Annotated in this window: 22 protein-coding genes; 18 read left to right on the forward strand and 4 right to left on the reverse strand. The window is 72.1% G+C overall.

Going from position 1 to position 24123, the window contains the following annotated elements:
• Positions 1-132: 132 nt before the first annotated feature.
• The 6 genes from ACZ7G1_RS11625 to ACZ7G1_RS11650 all read left to right on the forward strand — a co-directional run bounded on the left by ACZ7G1_RS11625 (position 133) and on the right by ACZ7G1_RS11650 (position 6356).
• Positions 133-1131 (forward strand): ABC transporter permease, encoded by a 999-nt coding sequence (locus tag ACZ7G1_RS11625; RefSeq protein WP_470872164.1) that lies wholly within the window; start codon positions 133-135, stop codon positions 1129-1131.
• Positions 1128-2231: an ABC transporter ATP-binding protein gene (locus ACZ7G1_RS11630; protein ID WP_470872162.1), complete on the forward strand. Its 1104-nt coding sequence runs from the start codon at positions 1128-1130 to the stop codon at positions 2229-2231. The genes ACZ7G1_RS11625 and ACZ7G1_RS11630 overlap by 4 nt, the downstream gene beginning before the upstream one ends.
• Entirely contained in the window at positions 2228-3463 is a 1236-nt protein-coding gene (locus ACZ7G1_RS11635) for an ABC transporter ATP-binding protein (RefSeq protein ID WP_470872160.1), read from the forward strand. The genes ACZ7G1_RS11630 and ACZ7G1_RS11635 overlap by 4 nt, the downstream gene beginning before the upstream one ends.
• A gap of 78 nt (positions 3464-3541) precedes the next feature.
• Complete coding sequence (locus ACZ7G1_RS11640) at positions 3542-4219, forward strand: trimeric intracellular cation channel family protein (RefSeq protein ID WP_470872158.1); 678 nt, start codon at positions 3542-3544, stop codon at positions 4217-4219.
• A 23-nt stretch (positions 4220-4242) separates the two neighbouring features.
• Positions 4243-5124 carry a thioesterase family protein gene (locus ACZ7G1_RS11645; RefSeq protein ID WP_470872156.1) on the forward strand — a complete coding sequence of 294 codons (882 nt, stop codon included), beginning with the start codon at positions 4243-4245 and terminating at the stop codon, positions 5122-5124.
• Between the two features lie 68 nt (positions 5125-5192).
• Positions 5193-6356, forward strand: a complete 1164-nt coding sequence (locus ACZ7G1_RS11650; RefSeq protein WP_470872155.1) for a cysteine desulfurase family protein — start codon at positions 5193-5195, stop codon at positions 6354-6356.
• Between the two features lie 10 nt (positions 6357-6366).
• On the opposite strand, the gene ACZ7G1_RS11655 is transcribed toward ACZ7G1_RS11650, so the two are convergent.
• Positions 6367-7035 carry an N-acetylmuramoyl-L-alanine amidase gene (locus ACZ7G1_RS11655; RefSeq protein ID WP_470872154.1) on the reverse strand — a complete coding sequence of 223 codons (669 nt, stop codon included), beginning with the start codon at positions 7033-7035 and terminating at the stop codon, positions 6367-6369.
• 61 nt (positions 7036-7096) lie between these two features.
• Between ACZ7G1_RS11655 and mnmA the strand changes: the two genes are divergently transcribed.
• Positions 7097-8230, forward strand: coding sequence for a tRNA 2-thiouridine(34) synthase MnmA (mnmA, locus tag ACZ7G1_RS11660; RefSeq protein WP_470872152.1), 1134 nt, complete (start codon positions 7097-7099; stop codon positions 8228-8230).
• Here mnmA and ACZ7G1_RS11665 read toward each other — a convergent pair.
• A complete protein-coding gene (locus tag ACZ7G1_RS11665; protein ID WP_470872151.1) occupies positions 8227-8808 on the reverse strand; it encodes an alpha/beta fold hydrolase in 582 nt (193 codons plus the stop codon). The genes mnmA and ACZ7G1_RS11665 overlap by 4 nt on opposite strands.
• Positions 8809-8886: 78 nt before the next feature.
• Here ACZ7G1_RS11665 and ACZ7G1_RS11670 point away from each other — a divergent pair, with 78 nt between their 5' ends.
• The 9 genes from ACZ7G1_RS11670 to gatB all read left to right on the forward strand — a co-directional run bounded on the left by ACZ7G1_RS11670 (position 8887) and on the right by gatB (position 19395).
• Positions 8887-9426, forward strand: coding sequence for an LOG family protein (locus ACZ7G1_RS11670; protein ID WP_470872149.1), 540 nt, complete (start codon positions 8887-8889; stop codon positions 9424-9426).
• Between the two features lie 7 nt (positions 9427-9433).
• Positions 9434-10132, forward strand: coding sequence for an SDR family oxidoreductase (locus tag ACZ7G1_RS11675; protein WP_470872147.1), 699 nt, complete (start codon positions 9434-9436; stop codon positions 10130-10132).
• Between the two features lie 2 nt (positions 10133-10134).
• Entirely contained in the window at positions 10135-11136 is a 1002-nt protein-coding gene (locus ACZ7G1_RS11680) for a methionine synthase (protein WP_470872145.1), read from the forward strand.
• Between the two features lie 32 nt (positions 11137-11168).
• Positions 11169-13349 (forward strand): NAD-dependent DNA ligase LigA, encoded by a 2181-nt coding sequence (ligA, locus tag ACZ7G1_RS11685; protein WP_470872143.1) that lies wholly within the window; start codon positions 11169-11171, stop codon positions 13347-13349.
• A 254-nt stretch (positions 13350-13603) separates the two neighbouring features.
• On the forward strand, positions 13604-15718 hold the full coding sequence (locus ACZ7G1_RS11690) for a putative bifunctional diguanylate cyclase/phosphodiesterase (protein WP_470872141.1): 2115 nt from the start codon (positions 13604-13606) through the stop codon (positions 15716-15718).
• Positions 15719-15812: 94 nt separating this feature from the next.
• A complete protein-coding gene (gene gatC, locus ACZ7G1_RS11695; protein WP_360812591.1) occupies positions 15813-16109 on the forward strand; it encodes an Asp-tRNA(Asn)/Glu-tRNA(Gln) amidotransferase subunit GatC in 297 nt (98 codons plus the stop codon).
• Between the two features lie 6 nt (positions 16110-16115).
• Positions 16116-17612: an Asp-tRNA(Asn)/Glu-tRNA(Gln) amidotransferase subunit GatA gene (gatA, locus tag ACZ7G1_RS11700; protein WP_470872139.1), complete on the forward strand. Its 1497-nt coding sequence runs from the start codon at positions 16116-16118 to the stop codon at positions 17610-17612.
• A complete protein-coding gene (locus ACZ7G1_RS11705; RefSeq protein ID WP_267045990.1) occupies positions 17609-17854 on the forward strand; it encodes a hypothetical protein in 246 nt (81 codons plus the stop codon). Before gatA ends, ACZ7G1_RS11705 begins: the two co-directional genes overlap by 4 nt.
• Before the next feature lie 29 nt (positions 17855-17883).
• Positions 17884-19395, forward strand: coding sequence for an Asp-tRNA(Asn)/Glu-tRNA(Gln) amidotransferase subunit GatB (gene gatB, locus ACZ7G1_RS11710; protein ID WP_470872137.1), 1512 nt, complete (start codon positions 17884-17886; stop codon positions 19393-19395).
• Between the two features lie 78 nt (positions 19396-19473).
• Here the strand turns inward: gatB and ACZ7G1_RS11715 are convergent, their stop codons facing one another.
• The gene (locus tag ACZ7G1_RS11715; RefSeq protein WP_470872135.1) at positions 19474-20115 is read right to left on the reverse strand and encodes an RICIN domain-containing protein; all 642 of its coding nucleotides are present in this window, start codon (positions 20113-20115) and stop codon (positions 19474-19476) included.
• Between the two features lie 158 nt (positions 20116-20273).
• A complete protein-coding gene (locus tag ACZ7G1_RS11720) occupies positions 20274-20603 on the reverse strand; it encodes a hypothetical protein (protein ID WP_470872133.1) in 330 nt (109 codons plus the stop codon).
• Between the two features lie 276 nt (positions 20604-20879).
• Here ACZ7G1_RS11720 and ACZ7G1_RS11725 point away from each other — a divergent pair, with 276 nt between their 5' ends.
• Positions 20880-21806 (forward strand): hypothetical protein, encoded by a 927-nt coding sequence (locus tag ACZ7G1_RS11725; protein WP_470872131.1) that lies wholly within the window; start codon positions 20880-20882, stop codon positions 21804-21806.
• 216 nt (positions 21807-22022) lie between these two features.
• Positions 22023-24113, forward strand: coding sequence for a phosphocholine-specific phospholipase C (locus ACZ7G1_RS11730; protein ID WP_470872129.1), 2091 nt, complete (start codon positions 22023-22025; stop codon positions 24111-24113).
• The last annotated feature ends 10 nt before the right edge of the window (positions 24114-24123 follow it).

Below are 24123 nucleotides of genomic sequence, written 5' to 3' on the forward strand. Positions count from 1 at the left end.
TTGGTTCTCCCAGCGTCCCCCCCCTTCTCCCCCCTCCCCCCCCCCCCTCCCCGGGCAAGGAGGGGGGGGGGGGGGGGGGGGGGGGGCCGGGGCCCCCCCCCCCCCCCCCCCCCCCCCCGACCGGCCGACCGCATGCTTGCATACATAGTCCGACGGCTCTTCGCAGTCGTCGTGATGCTGCTCGTCGTCACGTTCGTGACGCTCAGCATCTTCTTCCTCATCCCCAAGATGACCGGCAGCGACCCTGCCGCGATGTTCGTCGGCAAGCAGGCGGATCCGGCTTCCATCGAGGCCGTCCGGCAGAAGCTGGGCCTGGACGAGCCGCTCCTGGTGCAGTTCTGGCACTTCGTCTCCGGCATCTTCGTCGGCCGGGACTACACCGGCGGCGGCGACACGATCCACTGTGCCGCGCCGTGCTTCGGCTACTCGTTCCGCAGTGAGCAGGACGTCTGGTCGATGCTGGTCGAGGCCTTCCCGGTCACCCTCTCCATGGTCATCGGCGCCGCCGTGCTGTGGCTGGTGTTCGGTGTCTCCACGGGCGTGGTCTCCGCGCTCAAGCGGGGCACGATCATCGACCGCGCGGCGATGATCACCGCGCTGGCCGGCGTCTCGCTCCCCATCTTCTTCACCGCCATGCTGGCGATGCTCGTCTTCCGCACCCAGCTGGGCTGGCTCAACGCCTCGTACACGCCGATCTCCGACTCCTTCGGCAGCTGGTTCGGCGGCCTGCTGTTGCCCTGGGTCACCCTCGCCTTCCTGTACGCGGCGATGTACGCGCGGCTCACCCGCGCCACCATGCTGGAGGTCCTCGGCGAGGACTACATCCGCACCGCCCGGGCCAAGGGTCTGCCGGAGCCCGTCGTGCTCGGCAAGCACGCGATGCGCTCCACCATGACCCCGATCCTGACCATCTTCGGCATGGACCTCGGCGCCCTCGTCGGCGGCGCGATCCTGACGGAGACCGCGTTCAGCCTCCACGGCCTCGGCGCCCTGGCCATTCGGGGCGTCAGCGAGCGCGACCTGCCGCTGATCCTGGCCGTCACCCTCATCACCGCCGCGTGCGTCGTCATCGCGAACCTCGTGGTGGACCTGCTGTACGCGGTGATCGACCCCCGAGTGAGGCTCGCATGACGGACAAGCTGACGAAGACGGGCGCGGCGGTCGGCGAGGCCGTCGCCACCGGCTCCGCACCCTCCGACGCCTTCCTCGACGTGCGCGACCTGAAGATCCACTTCCCGACCGACGACGGTCTGGTCAAGTCGGTCGACGGCCTCAGCTTCCAGCTGGAGAAGGGCAAGACCCTCGGCATCGTCGGCGAGTCCGGCTCCGGCAAGTCGGTCACCTCGCTCGGCATCATGGGCCTCCACACGGTCGGCCAGTACGGCCGCCAGAAGGCGAAGATCTCCGGCGAGATCTGGCTCAACGGCCGCGAGCTCCTCTCCGGCGACCCGGAAGAGGTCCGCAGGATGCGCGGCCGCGAGATGGCGATGATCTTCCAGGACCCGCTGTCCGCGATGCACCCGTACTACACGGTCGGCCACCAGATCGTGGAGGCGTACCGCGTCCACCACAAGGTGGACAAGAAGACCGCGCGCCGCCGGGCCGTCGAACTCCTCGACCGGGTCGGCATCCCCGAGCCCGCCAAGCGGTTCGACAACTACCCGCACGAGTTCTCCGGCGGCATGCGCCAGCGCGCCATGATCGCCATGGCGCTCGTCAACAACCCCGAGCTGCTCATCGCCGACGAGCCCACCACGGCGCTCGACGTGACGGTCCAGGCCCAGATCCTGGACCTGATGCGGGACCTCCAGAAGGAGTTCGGCTCCGCGGTCGTCATCATCACCCACGACCTCGGCGTCGTCGCCGAGCTCGCCGACGACATCCTCGTGATGTACGGCGGGCGCTGCGTCGAGCGCGGCCCGGCCGAGTCCGTCTTCTACGAGCCGCAGCACCCCTACACCTGGGGCCTGCTCGGCTCGATGCCGAGGATCGACCGCGACCAGACCGACCGGCTCATTCCGGTCAAGGGCAACCCGCCCAGCCTCATCAACATCCCGAGCGGCTGCGCCTTCAACCCCCGCTGCCCGTACGCGGACGTCCCCAAGGGCGGCATCACCCGCACCCAGCGGCCCGAGCTGGCCCTGGCCGGAGAGCGCCACTACTCGGCCTGCCACATGCCGCAGGAGGAGCGCACCCGCATCTGGACCGAAGAGATTGCGCCGAAACTGTGAGCGACACTACGGAACCCCTGCTCAGGGTCAGCGGCCTGAAGAAGCACTTCCCCATCAGGAAGGGGCTTCTCCAGCGCCAGACCGGTGCGGTCAAGGCGGTCGACGGGCTCGACTTCGAGGTCTACCCCGGTGAGACCCTCGGCGTCGTCGGCGAGTCCGGCTGCGGCAAGTCCACGATGGGCCGGCTGATCACCCGTCTCCTCGAACCCACCGACGGCACCGTCGAGTTCCAGGGCAAGGACATCTCCCACCTCGGCGTCGCGGGCATGCGGCCGTTCCGCCGGGACATCCAGATGATCTTCCAGGACCCGTACGGCTCGCTGAACCCGCGCCACACGGTCGGCTCGATCGTCTCCGCGCCCTTCAAGCTCCAGGGCGTCGAGCCCGAGGGCGGCGTGAAGAAGGAGGTCCAGCGGCTGCTCGGCCTGGTGGGCCTCAACCCCGAGCACTACAACCGCTACCCGCACGAGTTCTCCGGCGGCCAGCGCCAGCGCATCGGCATCGCCCGCGCGCTCGCCCTCAAGCCGAAGCTCGTCATCGCGGACGAGCCCGTCTCCGCCCTGGACGTCTCCATCCAGGCGCAGGTGGTCAACCTCCTGGACGACCTCCAGCAGGAGCTCGGCCTCACGTACGTGATCATCGCCCACGACCTCTCGGTCATCCGGCACGTCTCGGACCGCATCGCCGTCATGTACCTCGGCAAGATCGTCGAGCTCGCGGACCGCAAGTCGCTGTACGAGAACCCGATGCACCCGTACACCCGCGCCCTCCTGTCGGCGGTCCCCATCCCGGACCCCCGCCGCCGCGGCGCCAAGAACGAGCGCATCCTCCTCACCGGCGACGTCCCTTCGCCGATCGCCCCGCCCCCCGGCTGCCGTTTCCACACCCGCTGCTGGAAGGCCACCGACCTCTGCCGCACCCAGGAGCCCCCGCTCGTCGAGCTCCGCCCCGGCCAGCGCGTCGCCTGCCACCACCCGGAGAACGCCTCCGGCGCCACGATCCCCGCGGCCCGGGAGTCCGTGGACGTGACGATCACGAAGGCTCCGGCCTCCGAGCCCGCCCCGGAGCCGGTGGCGACCGAGTCCGACCCCGAGCCCGAGGCAACCGCCTCCGAGCCCGAGGTCGCGGCCGCCGAGCCCGAGGCAGCCGCCTCCGAGCCGGAGGCTGCGGCCGCCGAGCCCGAGGCAGCCGTCTCCGAGGCCGCCGCCGAGGACGACACGCCCAAGGCGTAAACCCCCTGAGGCCCCCGCTGCCCCACGGCGTCGGGGGCCTCTGGCGTGCCCGGGTGGGACAACCGGGACAATGGGCGCGTGCTCCACGATCTGTTCAGCCCTGACGTCCAGCACGCCCTGGACCTCATCGGCATCTTCGTCTTCGCCATCTCCGGCGCCCTGCTCGCGGTCCGCAAGAACTTCGACGTCTTCGGCATCGCCGTCCTCGCGGAGGTCACCGCCCTCGGCGGCGGTCTGTTCCGGGACCTGATCATCGGCGCGGTGCCACCGGCCGCGTTCACGGATCTGGGGTACTTCCTGATGCCGTTGATCGCGACGGTCCTGGTGTTCTTCCTGCACCCGGAGGTCGAACGCACGCAGACCGCGGTGAACGTCTTCGACGCGGCGGGCCTCGGCCTCTTCTGCGTGACCGGTACGACGAAGGCGTACGACTACGGGCTCGGCCTGACGTCCTCCGCGGCGCTCGGCCTGGCGACGGCCGTCGGCGGCGGTGTGCTGCGTGACGTGCTGGCGAACGAGGTGCCGTCGCTGCTCCGCTGGGACCGGGACCTGTACGCGGTGCCGGCGATCGTGGGCGCCACGATGGTGGTGCTGTGCATCCGTTTCGACATGCTGAACGCCTTCACCAGCGGCACCGCCGTCCTCACGGCCTTCGCGCTCCGCCTCCTGGCGATGCGCTACCACTGGCGCGCGCCGCGCGCCTGGAACCGCCGTTCGTCCGCCCGCGAGGAACCAGAAAAAGCTACCGCTCAGTAATTACCTGCGGTACCGTCGATTCCATGAGCACGAGCACCGAAGCGAGCATCGAAGCGAACCCCGAGGCGCCCGCCGCCGCGACCGCGACGAGCGAGTTCGACCGCGACACCGCCGTCGTCCTCCGGGAGCCCGGCGTCTACGACGCCGACCTCTCCGCCGGCTGGACGATCATCCACGCCGTCAACGGCGGCTACCTCCTCGCCCTGCTCGGCCGCGCCCTCGGCGACCACCTCCCGCACCCGGACCCGTTCACGATCTCGGCGCACTACCTGACGCCGTCCGTGCCGGGTCCCGCGGTGATCCGCACGGAGACGGTCCGCACCGGCCGGTCGCTCTCGACCGGGCAGGCCTCGCTCTTCCAGTACGCCGAGGACGGCACCGAGGTGGAGCGCATCCGCGTCCTCGCCTCGTACGGAGACCTCGGCGCCCTCCCGGACGACGTCCGCACCACGGCGACCCCTCCGGCGATGGCGGCGATCGAGAACTGCTTCAGCGCGGCGGACAACCCGGCCCCGCGGATCCCCGGATCCTCGGCCATCGCGGACCGCCTCGACCTGCGGCTCGACCCGTCCTGCGTGGGCTGGGCGGTCGGCGCGCCGTCCGGCAAGGGCGAGATGCGGGCCTGGTTCGGCCTGGCGGACGGCCGCGAGCCCGACGCGCTGTCCCTGCTCCTGACGGTCGACGCCCTCCCGCCCACCTCCTTCGAGCTGGGCCTCACGGGCTGGACCCCCACCGTCGAGCTCACCACCCACATCCGCTGCCGCCCCGCCCCCGGCCCCCTCCGCGTCTCCATCACCACCCGCAACCTCGCCGGCGGCTTCCTCGAAGAGGACGCCGAGGTCTGGGACACCGCCGGCCGCCTCGTGGCCCAGTCCCGCCAGCTGGCCCGGGCCCCCCGCTCCTGACCCGGAGCCCCGCCGGGCGAGGGCCGCGCGCGGGAGGCGGGTGCGGGGGCTCGTAGAATCAACGCACCATGGCTTACCTCGACCACGCCGCGACCACGCCGATGCTGCCCGAGGCGATCGAGGCGATGACCGCCCAGCTCGCCGTCACGGGCAACGCCTCGTCTCTGCACGCCCCCGGCCGACGGGCCAGGCGGACCGTCGAGGAAGGGCGGGAGATGCTCGCGGCGGCCCTCGGGGCGCGGCCGAGCGAGGTGGTGTTCACCTCGGGCGGCACCGAGGCGGACAACCTCGCCGTGAAGGGCCTGTACTGGTCGCGGAGGGCGGCGGACGCCCGGCGTACCCGCGTCCTCGCCAGCCCGGTGGAGCACCACGCCGTGCTCGACGCCGTCGACTGGCTCGCGACGCACGAGGGCGCCGACGTCGAGTACCTGCCGGTCGACCGGCACGGCCGGGTGCACCCGGACGCCCTGCGCGAGGCGATCGCGCGCGATCCCGACTCGGTGGCCCTGGCGACGGTCATGTGGGCCAACAACGAGATCGGCACGGTCATGCCGGTCCGTGAACTCGCCGACGTGGCCGCCGAGTTCGGCGTTCCGCTGCACGCGGACGCCGTGCAGGCCGTCGGCCAGGTCCCGGTCGACTTCGCGGCCTCGGGACTGGCCGCGATGACGGTGTCGGGGCACAAGATCGGCGGCCCTTACGGGATCGGGGCGCTGCTCCTGGGCCGTGACCACAGCCCCGTACCCGTCCTGCACGGCGGAGGCCAGGAGCGGCACGTGCGCTCGGGCACGCTCGACGTGCCGGCGGTCGCGGCGTTCGCGGTGGCGGCCGGGCTCGCCACCGAGCGGCGGGCGGAGTTCGCCCGTGAGGTCGGCGCGCTGCGGGACGAGCTGGTGGCGGCCGTGCGTGCGGTCGTGCCGGACGCGATCCTCGGCGGCGACCCGGTCGAGCGGCTTCCCGCGAACGCCCACTTCACCTTCCCCGGCTGCGAGGGCGACTCCCTGCTCCTGCTGCTCGACGCGGCCGGCATCGCCTGCTCGACGGGCTCGGCCTGCACCGCGGGCATCGCCCAGCCCAGCCATGTCCTCCTCGCCACCGGCACCGACCCGGACCTCGCCCGCGGCACCCTGCGCTTCTCGCTCGGTCACACCTCCACGAAGGAGGACGTGGCCGCGGTGGCCGAGGCGATCGGCCCCGCGGTGGAACGCGCGAGGACCGCCGGCCTCACCTGACGCCCGCCCCTCACGCGGCCTTCCCGGCCGCCTCCCGCACCAGCTTCATGTACCGGTCCCAGTCCCAGTGCGGCCCCGGATCGGTGTGGTCGGTGCCCTCGACCTCGACGTGACCGATGATGTGCTCGCGGTCGACGGGTATGCGGTGGCGGGCGCATATGTCGGCGGTGAGCCGGGCGGAGCCCGCGTACATGGCGGGGGTGAAGTCCTGGGGGCGGTCGACGAAGCCCTCGTGCTCGATGCCGATGCTGCGCTCGTTCATGTCGCGGTTGCCGGCGTGGAAGGCGACGTCGAGCTCGCGGATCATCTGGGCGACGTGGCCGTCCTTGCGGACGACGTAGTGGGTCGCGGCGCCGTGCGCGGGGTTCTTGAAGACCTTGAGGGCGCCGGAGTAGCTGCCCTGGACGACGTGGATGACGACACGGTCGACGCGGTAGTCGTCGGGGCGGTCGGCACGGCGCCAGTTGGCGCGGGCGGCCGCCGTCCATTCGGCGCCCTTGTGGTCGAGCTCGCCCTCGACCCGCTTCTTCTCCATGCCGGGCAGCCGCCACCAGAAGCGCGCGAGGTCGTCGCGGGCGAGGGCGGCGACGCCGATGACGGTGGCGCCGCCGCCGAGCAGCACGGCCCGTCGTCCCACCCGCTTGCCGGACGCGTCCGGCCCTGTGTCCTTGCTCCCCATGCCACCGAGAACGCTTACTCACGCGCCCGTGGTTCCCGGCGCCCCGTACCCTGGTAGGGCTATGACTCAGACTCCGCCCCCGCGCCCCCTTCGCGTCCTCGCCGCCATGTCGGGCGGAGTGGACTCCGCCGTCGCCGCCGCCCGTGCCGCAGAGGCGGGCCACGACGTCACCGGCGTGCACCTCGCCCTCTCCGCGAACCCGCAGTCCTTCCGCACCGGAGCCCGCGGCTGCTGCACGATCGAGGACTCGCGCGACGCGCGCCGGGCGGCCGACGTGATCGGCATCCCGTTCTACGTGTGGGACCTGGCCGAACGTTTCCGCGAGGACGTCGTCGACGACTTCGTCGCGGAGTACGAGGCCGGCCGCACGCCCAACCCCTGCCTGCGCTGCAACGAGAAGATCAAGTTCGCGGCGCTGCTCGACAAGGCGCTCGCGCTGGGCTTCGACGCCGTCTGCACCGGCCACTACGCCACCGTCGTCCTCAACGACGACGGCACCCGCGAGCTGCACCGCGCCTCGGACATGGCCAAGGACCAGTCGTACGTCCTCGGGGTGCTCGACGAGAAGCAGCTGGCGCACGCGATGTTCCCGCTGGGCGACACCCTCACCACCAAGGACGAGATCCGGGCGGAGGCCGAGCGGCGCGGGCTCGCGGTCGCGAAGAAGCCCGACAGCCACGACATCTGCTTCATCGCCGACGGCGACACCCAGGGCTTCCTCGCCTCCCGCCTCGGCAAGGCGGAGGGCGACATCGTCGACGAGTCGGGCACGAAGATCGGCAGCCACGAGGGCGCGTACGGCTTCACCATCGGCCAGCGCAAGGGCCTGCGCATCGGCCACCCGGCCGCCGACGGCAAGCCCCGGTACGTCCTCGACATCTCGCCCGTGAACAACACCGTCACGGTCGGCCCCGCCGAGGCCCTCGACGTCACCGCCCTCACCGCCATCAAGCCCCGCTGGTGCGGCACCGCCCCCGCCGGCCCCGGCCGCTACACCGCCCAGCTCCGCGCCCACGGCGACGAGACCCCGGTCGACGCCCTCATGGAGGACGGCGAACTCAAGGTCACCTTCGACGCCCCCGTCCGCGGCGTCGCCCCCGGCCAGGCCATCGTCCTCTACGACGGCACCCGCGTGGTGGGCTCGGCGACCATCGCCGCGACCGTACGCCGCACCCCGACGGCCACCACCGCCTAGACGCCCTGGTCCTCCGGGAGCTCCCGGAGGAACTCCTCCAGGACCGGAGCGAGCACGTGCGGGGCCACCTCGTGCGTCTGGCCCGTGAGCGTACGGTGCCGGGCGCGGGGGAGGGCGGCCGTCAGGGCGCGGGCCGCGTGGCGGGTCGCGGCGGGGCTCGCGCCACCGTCGACGACGAGCACGCGCGCGTGGACCGAGGTGACGAGCGCGTCCGCGAGCGGCTCGGGCTCGTACACCGACACCGCGCCGACCGGGAGCCCGGCGGCCGCGCCCGCCAGGGCCAGCGCGCCGCCCGTCTCGGTGCCGTGCACGGCCGCACCGGGCCCCGCGGCCTCCAGGACGGCGGCCAGGTCCTCGATCTCGCGCTCGACGGCGGCCGGCCCGCGCCGCTCGTACGTGAGGACGGGGAAGCGCCGGGCGAGCAGCCCGGCGAGCGCCCGCCCGCTCCCGCCCGTGCCGGGCGGCCCGCCCACCAGCACGAGCGGACGCCCGTCCGTGCCTCCGCCGTGCCCGTACCTCTCGTACGCGATCTCCGTGCCGTCCCGCGACACGACCCGACCCCTGCTCACCTCGTCCATGGCAGGGCAGACCGGGGCCGTCGCGAGAACTCATCGCCGCCCGGCGGACTTTTTCCGCGACCGCCTACGGTGGAGCCCATGAACATCTGCGTCTTCCTCTCCGCGGCCGACCTCGACGAGCGCTACACGGGCCCGGCGCGCGAGTTCGCCGCCCTGCTCGGCAAGGCCGGCCACACCCTCGTGTGGGGCGGCTCCGACACCGGCCTGATGAAGGTCGTGGCGGACGGCGTCCAGGAGGCGGGCGGCCGTCTCGTCGGCGTCTCCGTCGACTTCCTCGCCCACAAGGCCCGCCCCGGCGCCGACGAGATGGTCATCGCCGACGACCTGGCCCAGCGCAAGGCGCTCCTGCTCGCCAAGTCCGACGCGATCGTCGTCATGGTCGGCGGGACCGGCACCCTCGACGAGGCCACCGAGGTCCTGGAGCTCAGGAAGCACGGCAAGCACACCAAGCCGGTCGTCCTGCTCAACACGGCGGGCTTCTACGACGGACTCAGGACCCAGCTCCAGCGCATGGAGGACGAGGGCTTCCTGCCGCTGCCCCTCGCCGACCTCGTCGTCTTCGCCGAGGACGGCCCCGGCGCCCTCGCCCACCTGGAGGCGGGTGTCGGCCTCCGCTGATGCGAGCATGGTGCCCATGGGTACTCATGTGATCACCGGAGCCGGTTCCGGCATCGGCGCGGCCGTCGCGCGCCGCCTCCACGCGCGCGGGGACGACCTCGTGCTGCACGCGCGCGACGCCGGCCGCGCCAAGGAGCTCGCGGCCCGGTTCCCCGGGGCGCGGACGCTCGTCGGCGACCTGGCCGACCCGGACCGGCTCTCCTGGGCCTTCTCGCACCAGAGCCTGCCCGAGCGGGTCGACAGCCTGCTGCACATCGCGGGCATCGTCGACCTCGGCCCGGTCGGCGAGCTCACCCCTAAGACCTGGCACGCGCAGCTGAACGTGAACCTGATCGCGCCGGCCGAGCTGACCCGGCACCTCCTGCCCCAACTGCGCCTGTCGAAGGGGCACGTCGTCTTCGTGAACTCCGGCGCCGGGCTCAACGCGCACGCCGAGTGGAGCGCGTACGCCGCCTCCAAGCACGGCCTGAAGGCCCTCGCCGACTCCCTGCGCCACGAGGAGCACGCCAACGGGGTCCGGGTGACCTCGGTGTACCCGGGCCGGACCGCGAGCCCCATGCAGGCGAAGGTGCACCAGCAGGAGGGCAAGGAGTACGACGCCTCGAAGTGGATCGACCCCGAGTCGGTCGCGACGGCGATCCTGACGGCGATCGACCTTCCGCGCGACGCCGAGATCAACGACCTCACCGTCCGCCCGGGACGCTGACCGTGGCCGACGACATCAAGCTCTGGGGCCCGGCGACCGGCGTCGGGTCCATGCCCGGCGGCGACGCGCGCGAGGCGGCCAAGACGGTCACCGGGTCGTTCGAGGACTTCCCGTTCCTGGCGGAGCTGCCCGCGCGGGGGCCCGGCGCCGACATGATCGGGCGGACGATCGGGATGCTGGTCGAGCTGTACGCGCACGTGGAGCCGAGCGGCTGGCGGATCAGCGACCGCCCGGGCCGCGACACCAAGCGCGCCCGCTCCTGGCTCGGAGAGGACCTCGACGCCCTGGAGGAGTTCACCCAGGGGTACGAGGGGCCGCTCAAGGTCCAGGCGGTCGGCCCGTGGACGCTCGCGGCCGCCCTTGAGCTGCGCGGGGGAGAGGCGGCGCTCGCCGACGCGGGCGCCTGCCGTGACCTCGTCGGCTCGCTCGCCGAGGGGCTCCGCGGTCACCTCGCCGAGCTGGCCAAGCGGGTCCCCGGGGCGCGCCTCGTGCTGCAGCTGGACGAGCCGTCGCTGACGGCGGTGCTGCGCGGCCAGGTCCGTACCGCCAGCCGGTACCGGACGTACCGGGCCGTCGACCGGCAGGTCGTCGAGAGCGCGCTGCGGGACGTGATCGCGGTCCACGACGGGCCCGTCGTCGTCCATTCCTGCGCGCCCGACGTGCCGTTCGGGCTGTTGCGGAGGGCGGGGGTGGCCGGGGTGTCGTTCGACTTCGGGCTGCTCACCGAACGTGACGAGGAGCCGATCGGCGAGGCGGTGGAGGCCGGCACGAAGCTGTTCGCCGGTGTGGTGCCGTCCACCGACACGGCATTGTCGGACCCGGGCGGTAGCGTCATGGGTGTCAGGACGCTGTGGCGCAGGCTGGGGCTGAATCCGGGGACTCTCGCCGAGTCCGTGGTCGTCACCCCGACGTGCGGGCTCGCGGGCGCGTCGCCCGCGTACGCCCGGGCGGCGCTCGCCCACTGCGCCAGGGCGGCGAGATCGCTCGCGGACAACCCAGAGTGACCGGGTTTCGAGGTACGGGAGGACGGACGAAGGTGGCAGTCGAACAGGGGGCCCTGCCCGCCGAGGCACGGGAGAAGCACGCCGACCTCGCCGAGCAGGTCGAGGAGCACCGCTTCCGGTACTACGTGAAGGACCAGCCGGTCATCAGCGACGGCGAGTTCGACAAGCTCCTGCGGGCGCTCGAAGCGCTGGAGGAGGAGTATCCGGAGCTGCGCACGCCGGATTCGCCGACGCAGAAGGTCGCGGGGCAGTACGAGACGGAGTTCACCTCCGTCGAGCACAGGGAGCGCATGCTCTCCCTGGACAACGCCTTCGACGACGAGGAGCTGGCCACCTGGGCCGAGCGGGTCGGACGAGACGTCGGGACCCCCGACTTCCACTACCTGTGCGAGCTGAAGGTCGACGGCCTCGCGGTCAACCTCACGTACGAGCACGGGCGGCTGACCCGGGCCGCCACCCGCGGCGACGGCCGCACCGGCGAGGACATCACGCCCAACGTGCGGACGATCGCCGACATCCCGGACCGGCTGCGCGGGGAGCGGATCCCCGAGCTCGTGGAGATCCGCGGCGAGGTCTACTTCCCGATGGAGGCCTTCGAGGCGCTCAACGCCCGCCTGGTGGAGGCCGGCGACAAGCCCTTCGCCAATCCGCGCAACGCGGCGGCGGGTTCGCTCCGTCAGAAGGACCCCAAGGTCACCGCCTCCCGCCCGCTGCACATGGTGGTGCACGGCATCGGCGCCCGCGAGGGCTTCGACATCACGCGGCTCTCGGAGACGTACGGGCTGCTGCACGAGTGGGGCCTGCCGACCGCCCGGCACAACAAGGTGGTCGACTCGCTCGACGGCGTGCGCGAGTTCATCGCGTACTTCGGCGAGAACCGTCACTCGGTGGAGCACGAGATCGACGGCGTCGTCGTCAAGCTCGACGAGATCGCGCTCCAGGGCCGGCTCGGCTCCACGGCCCGCGCGCCGCGCTGGGCGATCGCCTGGAAGTACGCGCCGGAAGAGGTCAACACCAAGCTGGTCGACATCAAGGTCGGCGTCGGCCGCACCGGCCGCGTCACGCCGTACGCGCAGGTGGAGCCGGTCACGGTCGCCGGCTCCGAGGTCGAGTTCGCCACCCTCCACAACCAGGAGGTGGTGAAGGCCAAGGGCGTGCTGATCGGTGACACGGTCGTGCTGCGCAAGGCCGGCGACGTCATTCCGGAGATCCTCGGCCCGGTCGCCGACCTGCGGGACGGCACCGAGCGGGAGTTCGTGATGCCGGCGACGTGCCCGGAGTGCGACACGCCGCTGAAGCCGATGAAGGAGGGCGACATCGACCTCCGCTGCCCGAACGCCCGGACCTGCCCGGCCCAGCTGCGTGAGCGTCTCTTCTTCCTCGCCGGGCGCCAGTGCCTGGACATCGAGAACTTCGGCGCGGTCGCCGCGGCGGCGCTCACCCGCCCGCTGGAGCCGGCCGAGCCGCCGCTGGTGGACGAGGGCGACCTCTTCGACCTCACCATCGAGCAGCTGCTGCCGATCAAGGCGTACGTCCTCGACGCGGACAGCGGGTTGCCCAAGCGCGACCCGAAGACCGGCGAGGAGAAGATCGTCACGGTCTTCGCCAACCAGAAGGGCGAGCCGAAGAAGAACGCCCTGTCGATGCTGGAGAACATCGCGGCGGCCAAGACCCGGCCGCTGGCGCGGTTCATCAACGGCCTGTCGATCCGGCACGTGGGGCCGGTCGCGGCCGAGGCGCTGGCCCGCGAGTTCCGCTCCCTCGAGCGGATCGAGCAGGCGAGCGAGGAGGAGCTGGCGGCCGTCGACGGCGTCGGCGGGATCATCGCGGCCGCCGTGAAGCAGTGGTTCTCCGAGGAATGGCACCGCGAGATCGTGCGCAAGTGGCGCGCCGCCGGGGTCACCCTGGAGGACGAGGGCGCCGGCGAGGACGAGGGACCGCGTCCGCTGGAGGGGCTGACGGTCGTGGTGACCGGCACCCTGCAGCGGTTCACCAGGGATGGCGCAAAAGAGTCCCTCCAGGGCCTCGGAGCGAAGGTGACCGGTTCCGTTTCGAAGAAGACCGACTTCGTGGTGGTCGGTGAAAACCCTGGTTCGAAGTACGACAAGGCGATGCAGCTGAAGGTTCCGGTTCTGGACGAGGAAGGCTTCTCCGTCCTGCTCGAACAGGGGCCCGAGGCGGCTCGGGAGGCCGCGGTCCCGGTCCCCGGGTAACCGTCAGCCACCCCGCGGAAGGCCACCCGTTCGGCGCATACCAGATCGTTACGGGTGGCCGGGTCGCATTCGGGCAAGAGAAGGAGAGCGCTGCCCGTCGGAGCCCTCGGCGGCCTAGGGTGGTGACCGTGCGTCTCGTCCCGCACGGCCGCCCGGGGGCTCTGCCCCGCCGCGCGCCGACCGGACGACGGACGGCCGCGCCACCGCGGCCCCGCGCACACCCGACGGCACCGCCGCCTGTGAGAGGGACGGGAATGGAACCGACCGAGAGCGCCGCCCCGGTCCCACGGCCACAAGGCCGTGCGGTCACCCCGGGCTTCACCTCCCGGCTGCCCGCAGCCGTGGTGGTCATCGCCGCCGTCGTACTCGTCGCCGGGCTCCAGCAAGCCCTGAGCACCGGCCACGGACTCTTCCCCGGCGGGGTCACCGGCTGGTCCCTCGCCGTCCTCGCCGGACTGATCGTCGGCCACCTGGTCGCCCTCGGCCGCGACCGCTGGTGGGGCGGCACCGGCTCCGGCGCCGCCCTCACCCTCGCCGTCCTCCTGCTCTACGGCTGGGTGCCCGCCGGCCTCGTCTCGCTGACCGTCGTCGCCCTCGTCGGAGCCGCCCGCCGGCACCGCTGGCGCCAGGGCGTGCTGCACGGCGCCGCCGACGTCCTCGGCGTGGCCGCCGCCGCCCTCGTCCTCGGCCTCTTCGGAGACGTACCGACCGTCGCGGAACCCTGGCAGCCCCTCGACTGGACGATCGGGGACCTCCCGGAAGTCGTCCTCGCCGCCGGCACCTACCTCGTGGTGACCCGGCTCCTCCTGTGGTACACCCTCGCCCCGCTGGGCCGGGGCCTGCCCACCGCCGCCCGCAGCGCCCTCCTGCGACAGGGCCTCGTCGCCGTCGCCCTGCTCGGCATCGCCCCGCTGATCTGCGTCGTCGCCGCCACCCGGCCCGTCCTGCTGCCGCTCTTCGCCGTCCCCCTCATCGCCCTCGACTCCACCCTCTGGATCGCCCGGGCCCGCGCCGAGGAACAGCTCCGCGACCCGCTCACCGGGCTCCCCAACCGCCAGTGGCTCCTGGAGCGGGCCTGGACCGCCCTGGAGGAGGCCGAAGGCGAAGGCGCCCGCGCCGCCCTCGTCCTCATCGACCTCGACCGCTTCCGGTCGGTCAACGACACCCTCGGCCACCTCGCCGGCGACCGGCTGCTCCTCCAGATCGCCGAACGGCTCCGCCTCGCGCTGCCCCGCGGCGCCGAGGCCGCCCGACTCGGCGGCGACGAGTTCGCCGTCCTGCTGCCCACCGCCGACTCCACCACCAGCGCCCAGCGGGTCGCCCGCCACCTCGTCGCCGAGCTCTCCTCCCCGCTCGACCTCGACGGCCTCACCCTCGTCCTGGAGGCCAGCGCCGGCGTCGCCGTCTTCCCCGACCACGCCCTCGACGCCGAAGGCCTGCTCCGCCGCGCCGACGTCGCCATGTACCAGGCCAAGCGCGACCGCACCGGCGTCGAGGTCTACGAGTCCAAGCGCGACTCCAACACCCCCGACCGGCTCGGCCTGCTCGGCGACCTCCGCCGCGCCCTCGACGCCGGCGAGGTCGAACTCCACTACCAGCCCAAGGTCCGCTTCGACGGCCAGGTCGCCGGCCTCGAAGCCCTCGTCCGCTGGGTCCACCCCGAGCGCGGCAAGGTCCCGCCGGACGAGTTCATCGCCATCGCCGAGTCCTCCGGCCTGATGCCGCACCTCACCGAGTACGTCCTGGAGACCGCGCTCGCCCAGGTCGCCCGCTGGCGCGCCCAGGGGCTCAACGTCCCGGTCGCCGTGAACGTCTCGCCGCGCGACGTCCACACCCCCGGCTTCGCCGGCGCCGTCGCCGCCCGGCTCGCCCGCCACGGCGTCCCGGCCGGCGCGCTCCAGCTGGAGATAACGGAGCACGTGCTCCTGGAGGACCCGCAGCGGGCCGCCGACACGCTCAACGGCCTCACCGGCCACGGCGTCAAGATGTCCCTCGACGACTTCGGCACCGGCTACTCCTCCCTCGTCCACCTGCGGCGGCTGCCCGTCAGCGAACTGAAGATCGACCGCTCCTTCGTCGCCCGGCTCGCCGTCGACACCGAGGACGCCGAGATCGTCCGCTGCACCGTCGACCTCGCCCACTCGCTCGGCCTCCTCGTGGTCGCCGAGGGCGTCGAGGACGACGAGACCTGGGAACGCCTCCGTGACCTGGGCTGCGACGCCGTCCAGGGCTGGCTCGTCGCCGCCGCCATGCCCCCCGTGGAGGCCACCGCCTGGCTCCTCGCCCGCGGCGAGCACGGCTGGCGGCGCCCCGCCGACATGGCCGAACCCGTCGATCTGGACCAGCCCTCCGGCCAGGTCGTGCAGTGACCCGGCCCCTCCGGGGGCAAACCGTTTCACGGGCAGAGCCACCGGCCCCATAGGATTGGGCCAACACCATCAAGCTCACCCCGTGAGGATCCGCATGCCTGGCATCACGCGCGAGGAGGTCGCCCACCTCGCACGGCTGGCGCGTCTGGAGCTGCGCAGCGAAGAACTCGACCACTTCGCCGGTCAGCTCGACGACATCATCGGCGCGGTCGCCCGCGTCGCCGAGGTCGCCGACCAAGACGTACCGCCGACCTCCCACCCGCTGCCGCTGACCAATGTCATGCGCGCGGACGAGGTCCGTCCGTCGCTCACCCCCGAGCAGGCGCTCTCCGGCGCCCCGGCCCAGGAGCAGCAGCGTTTCAAGGTGCCGCAGATCCTGGGGGAGGACTAAGAAGTCATGACGGACAACATCATCAAGCTCACGGCCGCCGAGATCGCCGGGAAGATCGCCGCCGGCGAGCTCACCGCCGTCGAGGTCACCGAGGCCCACCTCGCCCGTATCGACGCCGTCGACGAGAAGGTCCACGCCTTCCTGCACGTCGACCGCGAGGGCGCCCTCGCGCAGGCGCGCGCCGTCGACGAGAAGCGCGCCCGCGGCGAGAAGCTCGGCCCGCTGGCCGGCGTCCCGCTCGCCCTCAAGGACATCTTCACCACGGTCGGCATTCCGACGACCGTGGGTTCGAAGATGCTGGAGGGCTGGATCCCGCCGTACGACGCGACCCTGGTCAAGAACCTCAAGGCCGCCGACGTCGTCATCCTCGGCAAGACCAACATGGACGAGTTCGCGATGGGCTCCTCCACGGAGAACAGCGCGTACGGCCCGACGGGCAACCCCTGGGACCTGACCCGGATCCCCGGCGGCTCCGGCGGTGGCTCCTCGGCCGCGCTCGCCGCGTACGAGGCCCCGCTCGCGATCGGCACGGACACCGGCGGTTCCATCCGCCAGCCCGCCGCCGTCACCGGCACCGTCGGCGTCAAGCCGACCTACGGCGGTGTCTCCCGCTACGGCATGGTGGCCTTCTCGTCCTCCCTCGACCAGGGCGGCCCCTGCGCCCGTACGGTCCTGGACGCGGCCCTCCTGCACGAGGCGATCGCCGGGCACGACCCGCTCGACTCGACCTCCATCGACGCCCCGGTCCCGCCGGTCGTCGAGGCCGCGCGCAACGGCTCGGTCGCCGGCATGCGCGTCGGTGTCGTCAAGCAGTTCCGCGGCGAGGGCTACCAGGCCGGTGTCGTGCAGCGCTTCGACGAGTCCGTCGAGCTGCTGAAGTCGCTGGGCGCCGAGATCGTCGAGCTGGACTGCCCGACCTTCGACCTCGCCCTCTCGGCGTACTACCTGATCGCGCCGTCCGAGTGCTCCTCGAACCTGGCCCGCTTCGACGCCATGCGCTACGGCCTGCGGGTCGGCGACGACGGCACGCGGTCCGCCGAGGAGGTCACCGCCCTCACCCGTGAGGCCGGCTTCGGCGACGAGGTCAAGCGCCGCATCATCCTCGGTACGTACGCGCTGAGCTCCGGCTACTACGACGCGTACTACGGCTCGGCCCAGAAGGTCCGCACCCTCATCACCCGGGAGTTCGAGGCCGCGTTCGAGCAGGTCGACGTCATCGTGTCGCCGACCACGCCGACCACCGCCTTCCCGATCGGCGAGCGCGCCGACGACCCGATGGCGATGTACCTCGCGGACCTGTGCACCATCCCGACCAACCTGGCCGGCAACGCCGCCATGTCGCTGCCCTGCGGCCTGGCGCCCGAGGACGGTCTGCCGGTCGGCCTGCAGATCATCGCTCCCGCCATGAAGGACGACCGGCTGTACAAGGTCGGCGCCGCCGTCGAGGCCGCCTTCGTGGAAAAGTGGGGGCACCCGCTGCTCGAGGAGGCTCCGTCGCTGTGAGTACCAGTGCACTGCAGAAGGCCAAGGGCTTCAAGAAGTCCAAGACCGGCACGTACCTGTCCATCGGCACCACCGCGTTCGGCCTGCTTGGCGTGGTCAAGCGGGGCCGTGCGGCCCGTAGCGAGCACGACACGCTCAAGCTGCTCGACGCCGTCGTGTCCGCCGCCGCCATCGCCACCGGCGTCGCTCTCCTCGTGCGCGAGCTCAAGCGCATCGGTGACGACGACGTCCTGTTCGGCTGAGGCCGAAGGCATCAGAGGGAATTCTCACCGTGACTGTCACTGAACTGCTGTCGTACGACGCGGCCCTCGCGGCGTTCGACCCCGTCATGGGCCTTGAGGTCCATGTCGAGCTGGGCACCAAGACGAAGATGTTCTGCGGCTGCTCGACCGAGCTGGGCGCGGACGCGAACTCGCAGACCTGCCCGACCTGCCTCGGCCTGCCCGGCTCGCTCCCGGTCGTCAACGCGATCGGCGTCGAGTCCGCCATCAAGATCGGCCTCGCGCTGAACTGCGAGATCGCCGAGTGGTGCCGCTTCGCCCGGAAGAACTACTTCTATCCGGACATGCCGAAGAACTTCCAGACCTCCCAGTACGACGAGCCCATCGCCTTCAACGGCTACCTGGACGTCCAGCTGGAGGACGGCGAGATCTTCCGCGTGGAGATCGAGCGCGCCCACATGGAGGAGGACACCGGCAAGTCCACCCACATCGGTGGCGCGACCGGCCGCATCCACGGTGCCTCGCACTCGCTGCTCGACTACAACCGCGCCGGCATCCCGCTCATCGAGATCGTCACCAAGCCGATCGAGGGCGCGGGCGAGCGGGCCCCCGAGGTCGCCAAGGCGTACGTCGCCGAGCTGCGCGAGCTGATCCGCGCCCTGGGCGTCTCCGAGGCGCGCATGGACAAGGGCCAGATGCGCTGCGACGTGAACCTGTCGCTGCGCCCGAACGGCACCAAGACCTTCGGCACCCGCTCGGAGACGAAGAACGTCAACTCGCTCCGCTCCGTGGAGCGCGCGGCGCGCTTCGAGATCCAGCGGCACGCGGCCGTGCTCACCGCCGGTGGCACGATCGTGCAGGAGACCCGTCACTTCCACGAGGACGACGGCTCCACCACCTCCGGCCGCATCAAGGACAACGCCGAGGACTACCGGTACTTCCCGGAGCCCGACCTCGTCCCGGTCGCCCCGGCCCGCGAGTGGGTCGAGGAGCTCCGCAAGGGCCTCCCCGAGCTGCCTCGCGTGCGCCGCAACCGGCTCCGCGAGGAGTGGGGCGTGTCCGAGGTCGAGATGCAGGCCATCCTCAACGCGGGCGCGGTCGACTCGATCGTCGCCACGATCGAGGCGGGCGCGGACGCGGCCTCGGCCCGCAAGTGGTGGATGGGCGAGCTCGCCCGCAACGCCAACGAGCAGGGCGTGTCCCTGGAGGAGCTGGCCATCACCCCGGCCGACGTGGCCCGGGTCTCGGCCCTGGTCGCCTCCGGTGACCTCAACGACAAGCTGGCCCGTCAGGTCATCGAGGGCGTCCTCGCCGGCGAGGGCACCCCGGACGAGGTCGTCGAGAAGCGCGGTCTGAAGGTCGTCTCCGACGACGGCGCGCTCGGCACGGCCGTCGACGAGGCCATCGCGGGCAACGCCGCCATCGCCGACAAGATCCGCGGCGGCAAGGTCGCCGCGGTCGGCGCGCTGGTCGGCGCGGTCATGAAGGCCACCCGTGGCCAGGCGGACGCGGCGAAGGTCAAGGACCTGATCCTGGAGAAGCTGGGCGTCAGCGAGGGCTGATCCCCTCGGGCTCCGCTTGCGACGGCGGTGCGCCGGGCCTCGGCCCGGGGCACCGCCGTCGTCGTTCCGCCCCCCCCGTCAGCGCCAGTAGTGGTCGAGCTGGCCACCGCAGGTGTACTGGATCACCGGGGCCGTGGAGTTCTTGCTGCCGTCCAGGACGGCCAGGCACTTGCCGCTGTTCCAGTTCACGAACTGGTTGGCCTGCTTGGCGCTGTCGTAGCGGAGCGCCCAGAACTGGTCCACGTACAGGCCGCAGGGGTACTGCGTGGCCCGGACGAAGTCGGCCGTGCCGGCGGCGTCGACCGACAGGCACATGCCGCTGTTCTTGTTCCGGACCGAGTACCAGCGCTCACCGCGCCCGTCGCCCTCGTAGCGGACCTCCCAGTAGTGGTCGGCCCAGCTGCCGCACCCGAACTGGTTCAGCTGCGCGGCGGGCGCCTGGCTGCCGCCGGGGACGGCGAGGCAGAGGCCGGAGTTGTAGTTCCTGATCCATCCGAACGCGTTGATCCCGAGCGGCGCGACGGACTTGGGGTCGACGCCGGGCCGGGGGACCGGTGTGGCGACGGTGCCGCCCGGTACGACGTACCTGGCGGAGGCGCGGGCCGGGGCCCGCTCCTCCGTGGCCGAGCCGGTCGCGCCGGAGCCCAGGACCAGGGCCGTGGCGGCGGCGAGCGCGAGGGCCGGACGGACGAGCGATCGTGCGATCTGCCGGGTGTTCACGAGTCCTCCAGAGTGAGGGTTCGATGACCCGGACATGCTGGCAGCCGACCGGCGGAGGAATCTAACGCTCCATCAGGAATGGCCGATTCCCGGAGCCCGGGCAGCCGGCGCGGCCCTCCTCGGGAAAGCCGCGCCGCCCCATCGCCCGTGAACGGGTCCTAGGCGAGTACCTCGTAGGTCAGGGTGTAGTCGGCGTCGTCCTCGGTGAACTTGTACTCCAGTTCTCCTTGGCCGACGTGGGAGCGGCCGGCGTAAAAGACGCCGAGAAGGTCGTCGTCGTCCGGGGAATCGTCGTCGAAGAGTTCGACACGGGCTCGTGTGCCGAACTCGATGAGGGGCACGGCGGAGAGATCCGCCGTGTCGCCGTTGTTCAGTCCGGGCGATTCCGCGCCCCAGACCTGAACCCCGTTGACCAGCAGGCGCTGTTCGTCCTCGCCGTGGTCGTCCTCCGTCGTCGTGCAGTGCAGAGAAATCAGTCGAAGCCTCATTTCCACCCCAACCCATCGCCGAGCAGCTTGATTCGAGAGTAGGGGCGGATTCCGCTTCCGGGCAACGGAGCGCTGCCCGGCGCAATTGCGGCGCATTTCCCGAGAATTGACGCGCCCCCGGCTTCCCGAATGCGCGCTTCGTAAACTGGAATGCCTGTGCGGGGGATCCGGGTGCCGCCGGCCGGCGAAGGGAATCCACGATGACGGCCCGCGCCGCCCTATGGGAAACTCCGTTCCGCTCCGCCGGATCCGGCGGGCAGGGGAGGGAAACGGAACATGTCACTGGAACCGGCGGATTACGTCTCCAGGCTCCGCGCGCAGGCCGGCGATCCGGGGCGTGAGGCGGCGCTGCGGCGCGACCGGACGATACGGCGCCGCAAGATCGCGCTGGCGGCCGGGGCCGGGGTGCTGGCCCTCGGCGGTCTCGGGGTCTGGCTGGCGGACGTGACGGGAGAGCGGCCCCCCTACGAGCCGTTCGGCGCGGCGACGATGCGCGAGGAGATCTGGCCCCTGGAATGGCCGTATTCGGTCGACATGCCGTTCCGGAACTCGCCCGCGACCGGCTGGGCGGAGGGAGCCGACGGGATCTACGGCGAAGGGGCCGTGCCGGCCGGAGGGTTCACGGCGCGGCAGATCGACGCCGTGCTCGGGGACGTGAAGACGCTGCTCACCGAGACCGGCGTCTCGGAGCGGACCCTGCTCGGCGCCGAGCCCGTACCGGCTCTCGCCCTGCTTGACCCGCGCGGAGTCGACGACGCCGTGCGGAAGGACATGGTCACCCGCTTCGACCCCGAGGAGGTGTACCTGGACGAGAGCGGCATCAGGACGCGGGGCACGATGGACTACGAGGTCTCGAAGGCGGGCGAACTGGTCGTGCGCGCCGACTACACCTTCGTCTACCCGCTGGTGCGGGCCGACGTGCGCCACGAGGTGCTCCCGGGCGTTCCCGAGGTGGCCCGGATCGCCGTACGGCGTCAGATGACGTTCACGTCGAGGGGCGGGAAGCTCGTCCTGGGCTCCTACGCGAGCGAGGTCGGCAACCACGACTGCGCGGCGCCGCGCGACGGCCGTCTCCACCCGCTCTTCGCCGAGGGGCGCTGGAGGGCGGGCCAGGCGGCCAAGGGGTCCGCGGTCGACATGTACGCGGAGAAGCGCGTCCTTCCGGACGGCCCGGGCCACTGCGTGACTCCCACGGTGACGTGACCGGTTCTCCCGCCGCGTCACCTTGACCGTTGCCGGCTGCGGCCCCGCCGCCGCGGCGCCCCGGCCGTTCCGTGGCCCGGCCCCGTCGAGTTCTGTCGGACGTTCACCGTCGCGCCCCTGTCGGGTCTTCTCGGCGTCATTCCGGATCACTAGCGTCCCCGGCGTACCAAGCAATGGCTCGAAGGCGAACCATTGGCCGTCGACTGGAGGTCGGTCTTGTCATCCGAGATGTCCCGCAGAAGGCTGCTCGCGCTGGGCGGAGGCGCGCTGGGCGCCGCCGCGGCGGGATCGCTGCTGCCGCCGTCGCTGCAGGCCGCGATGGCCGCGGAGCCCCCGGCCGGGGGGATGGCGGCGGTCCGGCACGTGGTGGTCCTGATGCAGGAGAACCGTTCCTTCGATCACTACTTCGGCACGCTCCGCGGGGTCCGCGGCTTCGGCGACCGCAACGCCGTCGAGCTGCCCTCGGGCAGGCCGGTCTTCGAGCAGCCGGCCGCGCTCGGCCGTACCGTGCTGCCCTTCCCGATCCGCGGCGCCGCCGAGACCCAGCGCAAGGACCTCCAGTACATCGGGGACCTCGACCACTCCTGGGGCGGCGGCGGCAAGGCCTGGCACGGCGGCTGGATGGACGGCTGGGTCTCGGCGAAGACCGCCGCCACCATGGCGTACTACGACCGGCAGGACATCCCCCTGCACTACGAGCTCGCCGACACCTTCACCATCTGCGACGCCTACCACTCGTCCATCCACACCTCGACGAGCCCCAACCGCAACCACCTCTGGTCCGGCTGGACCGGCTTCGAGGCCGACGGCAGCCGGGCCGTCACCAACGCCGCCTACGCCGAGGGCACCCACCCCGGCTACGGCTGGCCCACCTACGCCGAGCGGCTCGAAGCGGCCGGGCGGAGCTGGAAGACGTACACCGAGTGGGAGAACTTCACCGACAACAACATCGAGTTCTTCACCACCTTCAAGAAGATCGCCCGCAAGGCGCTCGCCGGGACCGGCGGGCACACCTACATGGAGTCGTTCTACGCCGCCGTGCGCGACACGGACGACACCACCGAGCGGGCCAGGCTCCTCGGCCTCCTGGAGGAGGGCGTCGCCGGACTGACCGCGGCCGAGCGCTCCCTCTTCGAGCGCGGCCTCCGCCGTGTCGAGTCCGGCACCCTCGCCGACGCCTTCCGCGCCGACGTCGCCGCCGGCACGCTCCCCGAGGTCTCCTACCTCGTCCCCTCGGCGGTCGACTCCGAGCACCCCGGCTCCTCCTCGCCGGTCGCCTCCGCCACCCTCGTCTACAAGGTGCTCGACGCCCTCGGCTCGCACCCGGACGTGTGGCGCCACACCGTCGTCCTGATCAACTACGACGAGAACGACGGCTTCTTCGACCACGTGCCGCCGCCGGTCCCGCCCGCCGACAACACCGACGAGCGCTGGAAGGGGCAGCCCACCGGCCTCGGCATCCGGGTCCCGCTGCTGGTCGTCTCGCCGTGGTCGGTCGGCGGCTACGTCTGCTCCGAGACCTTCGACCACACCTCGGTGATCCGCTTCCTGGAGCGGCTCACCGGCATCCAGGAGCCGAACATCACGCCCTGGCGCCGGGCCGTCACCGGCGACCTCACCTCCGCGTTCGACTTCAAGCGGGGCCGCAGGCAGCCGCCGGTCGACCGGCCGGGGCCGATCCCGCCGTTCACCGGCCGCTGGCGGCCGCAGCCCCCGGCCGTGCAGCGGATGCCGGAGCAGGAGCCGGGTGTCCGCCCGGCCCGCCCGCTGCCGTACCAGCCGGACGCCTCCGCCACGACCGGCGCCGGCCGGGTGAGCGTCACCCTCGGCAACAAGGGGAAGGCGAGCGCGCACTTCGCCCTCTATCCGTACGCGGGCGAGTTCGCCGTCCCGCAGCACCGGGACGTCAGGGGGACGGCGGAGTGGACGGTCCCCGTTCCGGGTGATCGTTACCGCTTCACGATCACCGGCCCGAACGGCTTCCGCCGCGAGTTCGAGGGCCCCGCGGCCGGTGGCGCCGAGGTGGCCTCCCGCATCGATCACCACGACCGCGACCTGCACCTCACCGTACGGAACACGGGCACGGAGCCGGTCGCCTTCACCGTCAGGCCGATCGGGTACGTCGACGAGGACGACCTCGCCGACTGGACGCGGACCGTCACCGTGAAGCCCGGGAAGACCCGTACCGTCGTGCACTCGGCCGCCGACGCCCACGGGTGGTACGACATCGAGGTGACCGCGCCCGACGGCTTCCGCCGCCGGCTGATGGGACACATCGAGAACGGGCGTCCCAGCGTCTCGGGATGACTCCCCTGAC

The organism is Streptomyces sp. NPDC037273 (genome assembly GCF_055603625.1).

What these genes read in the sequence shown, in the direction of transcription:
- ACZ7G1_RS11625 (WP_470872164.1), top strand. Translation starts at nt 133, where the DNA reads ATGCTTGCATACATAGTCCGACGGCTCTTCGCAGTCGTCGTGATGCTG.
- ACZ7G1_RS11630 (WP_470872162.1), top strand. Translation starts at nt 1,128, where the DNA reads ATGACGGACAAGCTGACGAAGACGGGCGCGGCGGTCGGCGAGGCCGTC.
- ACZ7G1_RS11645 (WP_470872156.1), top strand. Translation starts at nt 4,243, where the DNA reads ATGAGCACGAGCACCGAAGCGAGCATCGAAGCGAACCCCGAGGCGCCC.
- ACZ7G1_RS11650 (WP_470872155.1), top strand. Translation starts at nt 5,193, where the DNA reads ATGGCTTACCTCGACCACGCCGCGACCACGCCGATGCTGCCCGAGGCG.
- ACZ7G1_RS11655 (WP_470872154.1), bottom strand. Translation starts at nt 7,035, where the DNA reads ATGGGGAGCAAGGACACAGGGCCGGACGCGTCCGGCAAGCGGGTGGGA.
- mnmA (WP_470872152.1), top strand. Translation starts at nt 7,097, where the DNA reads ATGACTCAGACTCCGCCCCCGCGCCCCCTTCGCGTCCTCGCCGCCATG.
- ACZ7G1_RS11665 (WP_470872151.1), bottom strand. Translation starts at nt 8,808, where the DNA reads ATGGACGAGGTGAGCAGGGGTCGGGTCGTGTCGCGGGACGGCACGGAG.
- ACZ7G1_RS11670 (WP_470872149.1), top strand. Translation starts at nt 8,887, where the DNA reads ATGAACATCTGCGTCTTCCTCTCCGCGGCCGACCTCGACGAGCGCTAC.
- ACZ7G1_RS11675 (WP_470872147.1), top strand. Translation starts at nt 9,434, where the DNA reads ATGGTGCCCATGGGTACTCATGTGATCACCGGAGCCGGTTCCGGCATC.
- ACZ7G1_RS11690 (WP_470872141.1), top strand. Translation starts at nt 13,604, where the DNA reads ATGGAACCGACCGAGAGCGCCGCCCCGGTCCCACGGCCACAAGGCCGT.
- gatC (WP_360812591.1), top strand. Translation starts at nt 15,813, where the DNA reads ATGCCTGGCATCACGCGCGAGGAGGTCGCCCACCTCGCACGGCTGGCG.
- gatA (WP_470872139.1), top strand. Translation starts at nt 16,116, where the DNA reads ATGACGGACAACATCATCAAGCTCACGGCCGCCGAGATCGCCGGGAAG.
- ACZ7G1_RS11720 (WP_470872133.1), bottom strand. Translation starts at nt 20,603, where the DNA reads ATGAGGCTTCGACTGATTTCTCTGCACTGCACGACGACGGAGGACGAC.
- ACZ7G1_RS11725 (WP_470872131.1), top strand. Translation starts at nt 20,880, where the DNA reads ATGTCACTGGAACCGGCGGATTACGTCTCCAGGCTCCGCGCGCAGGCC.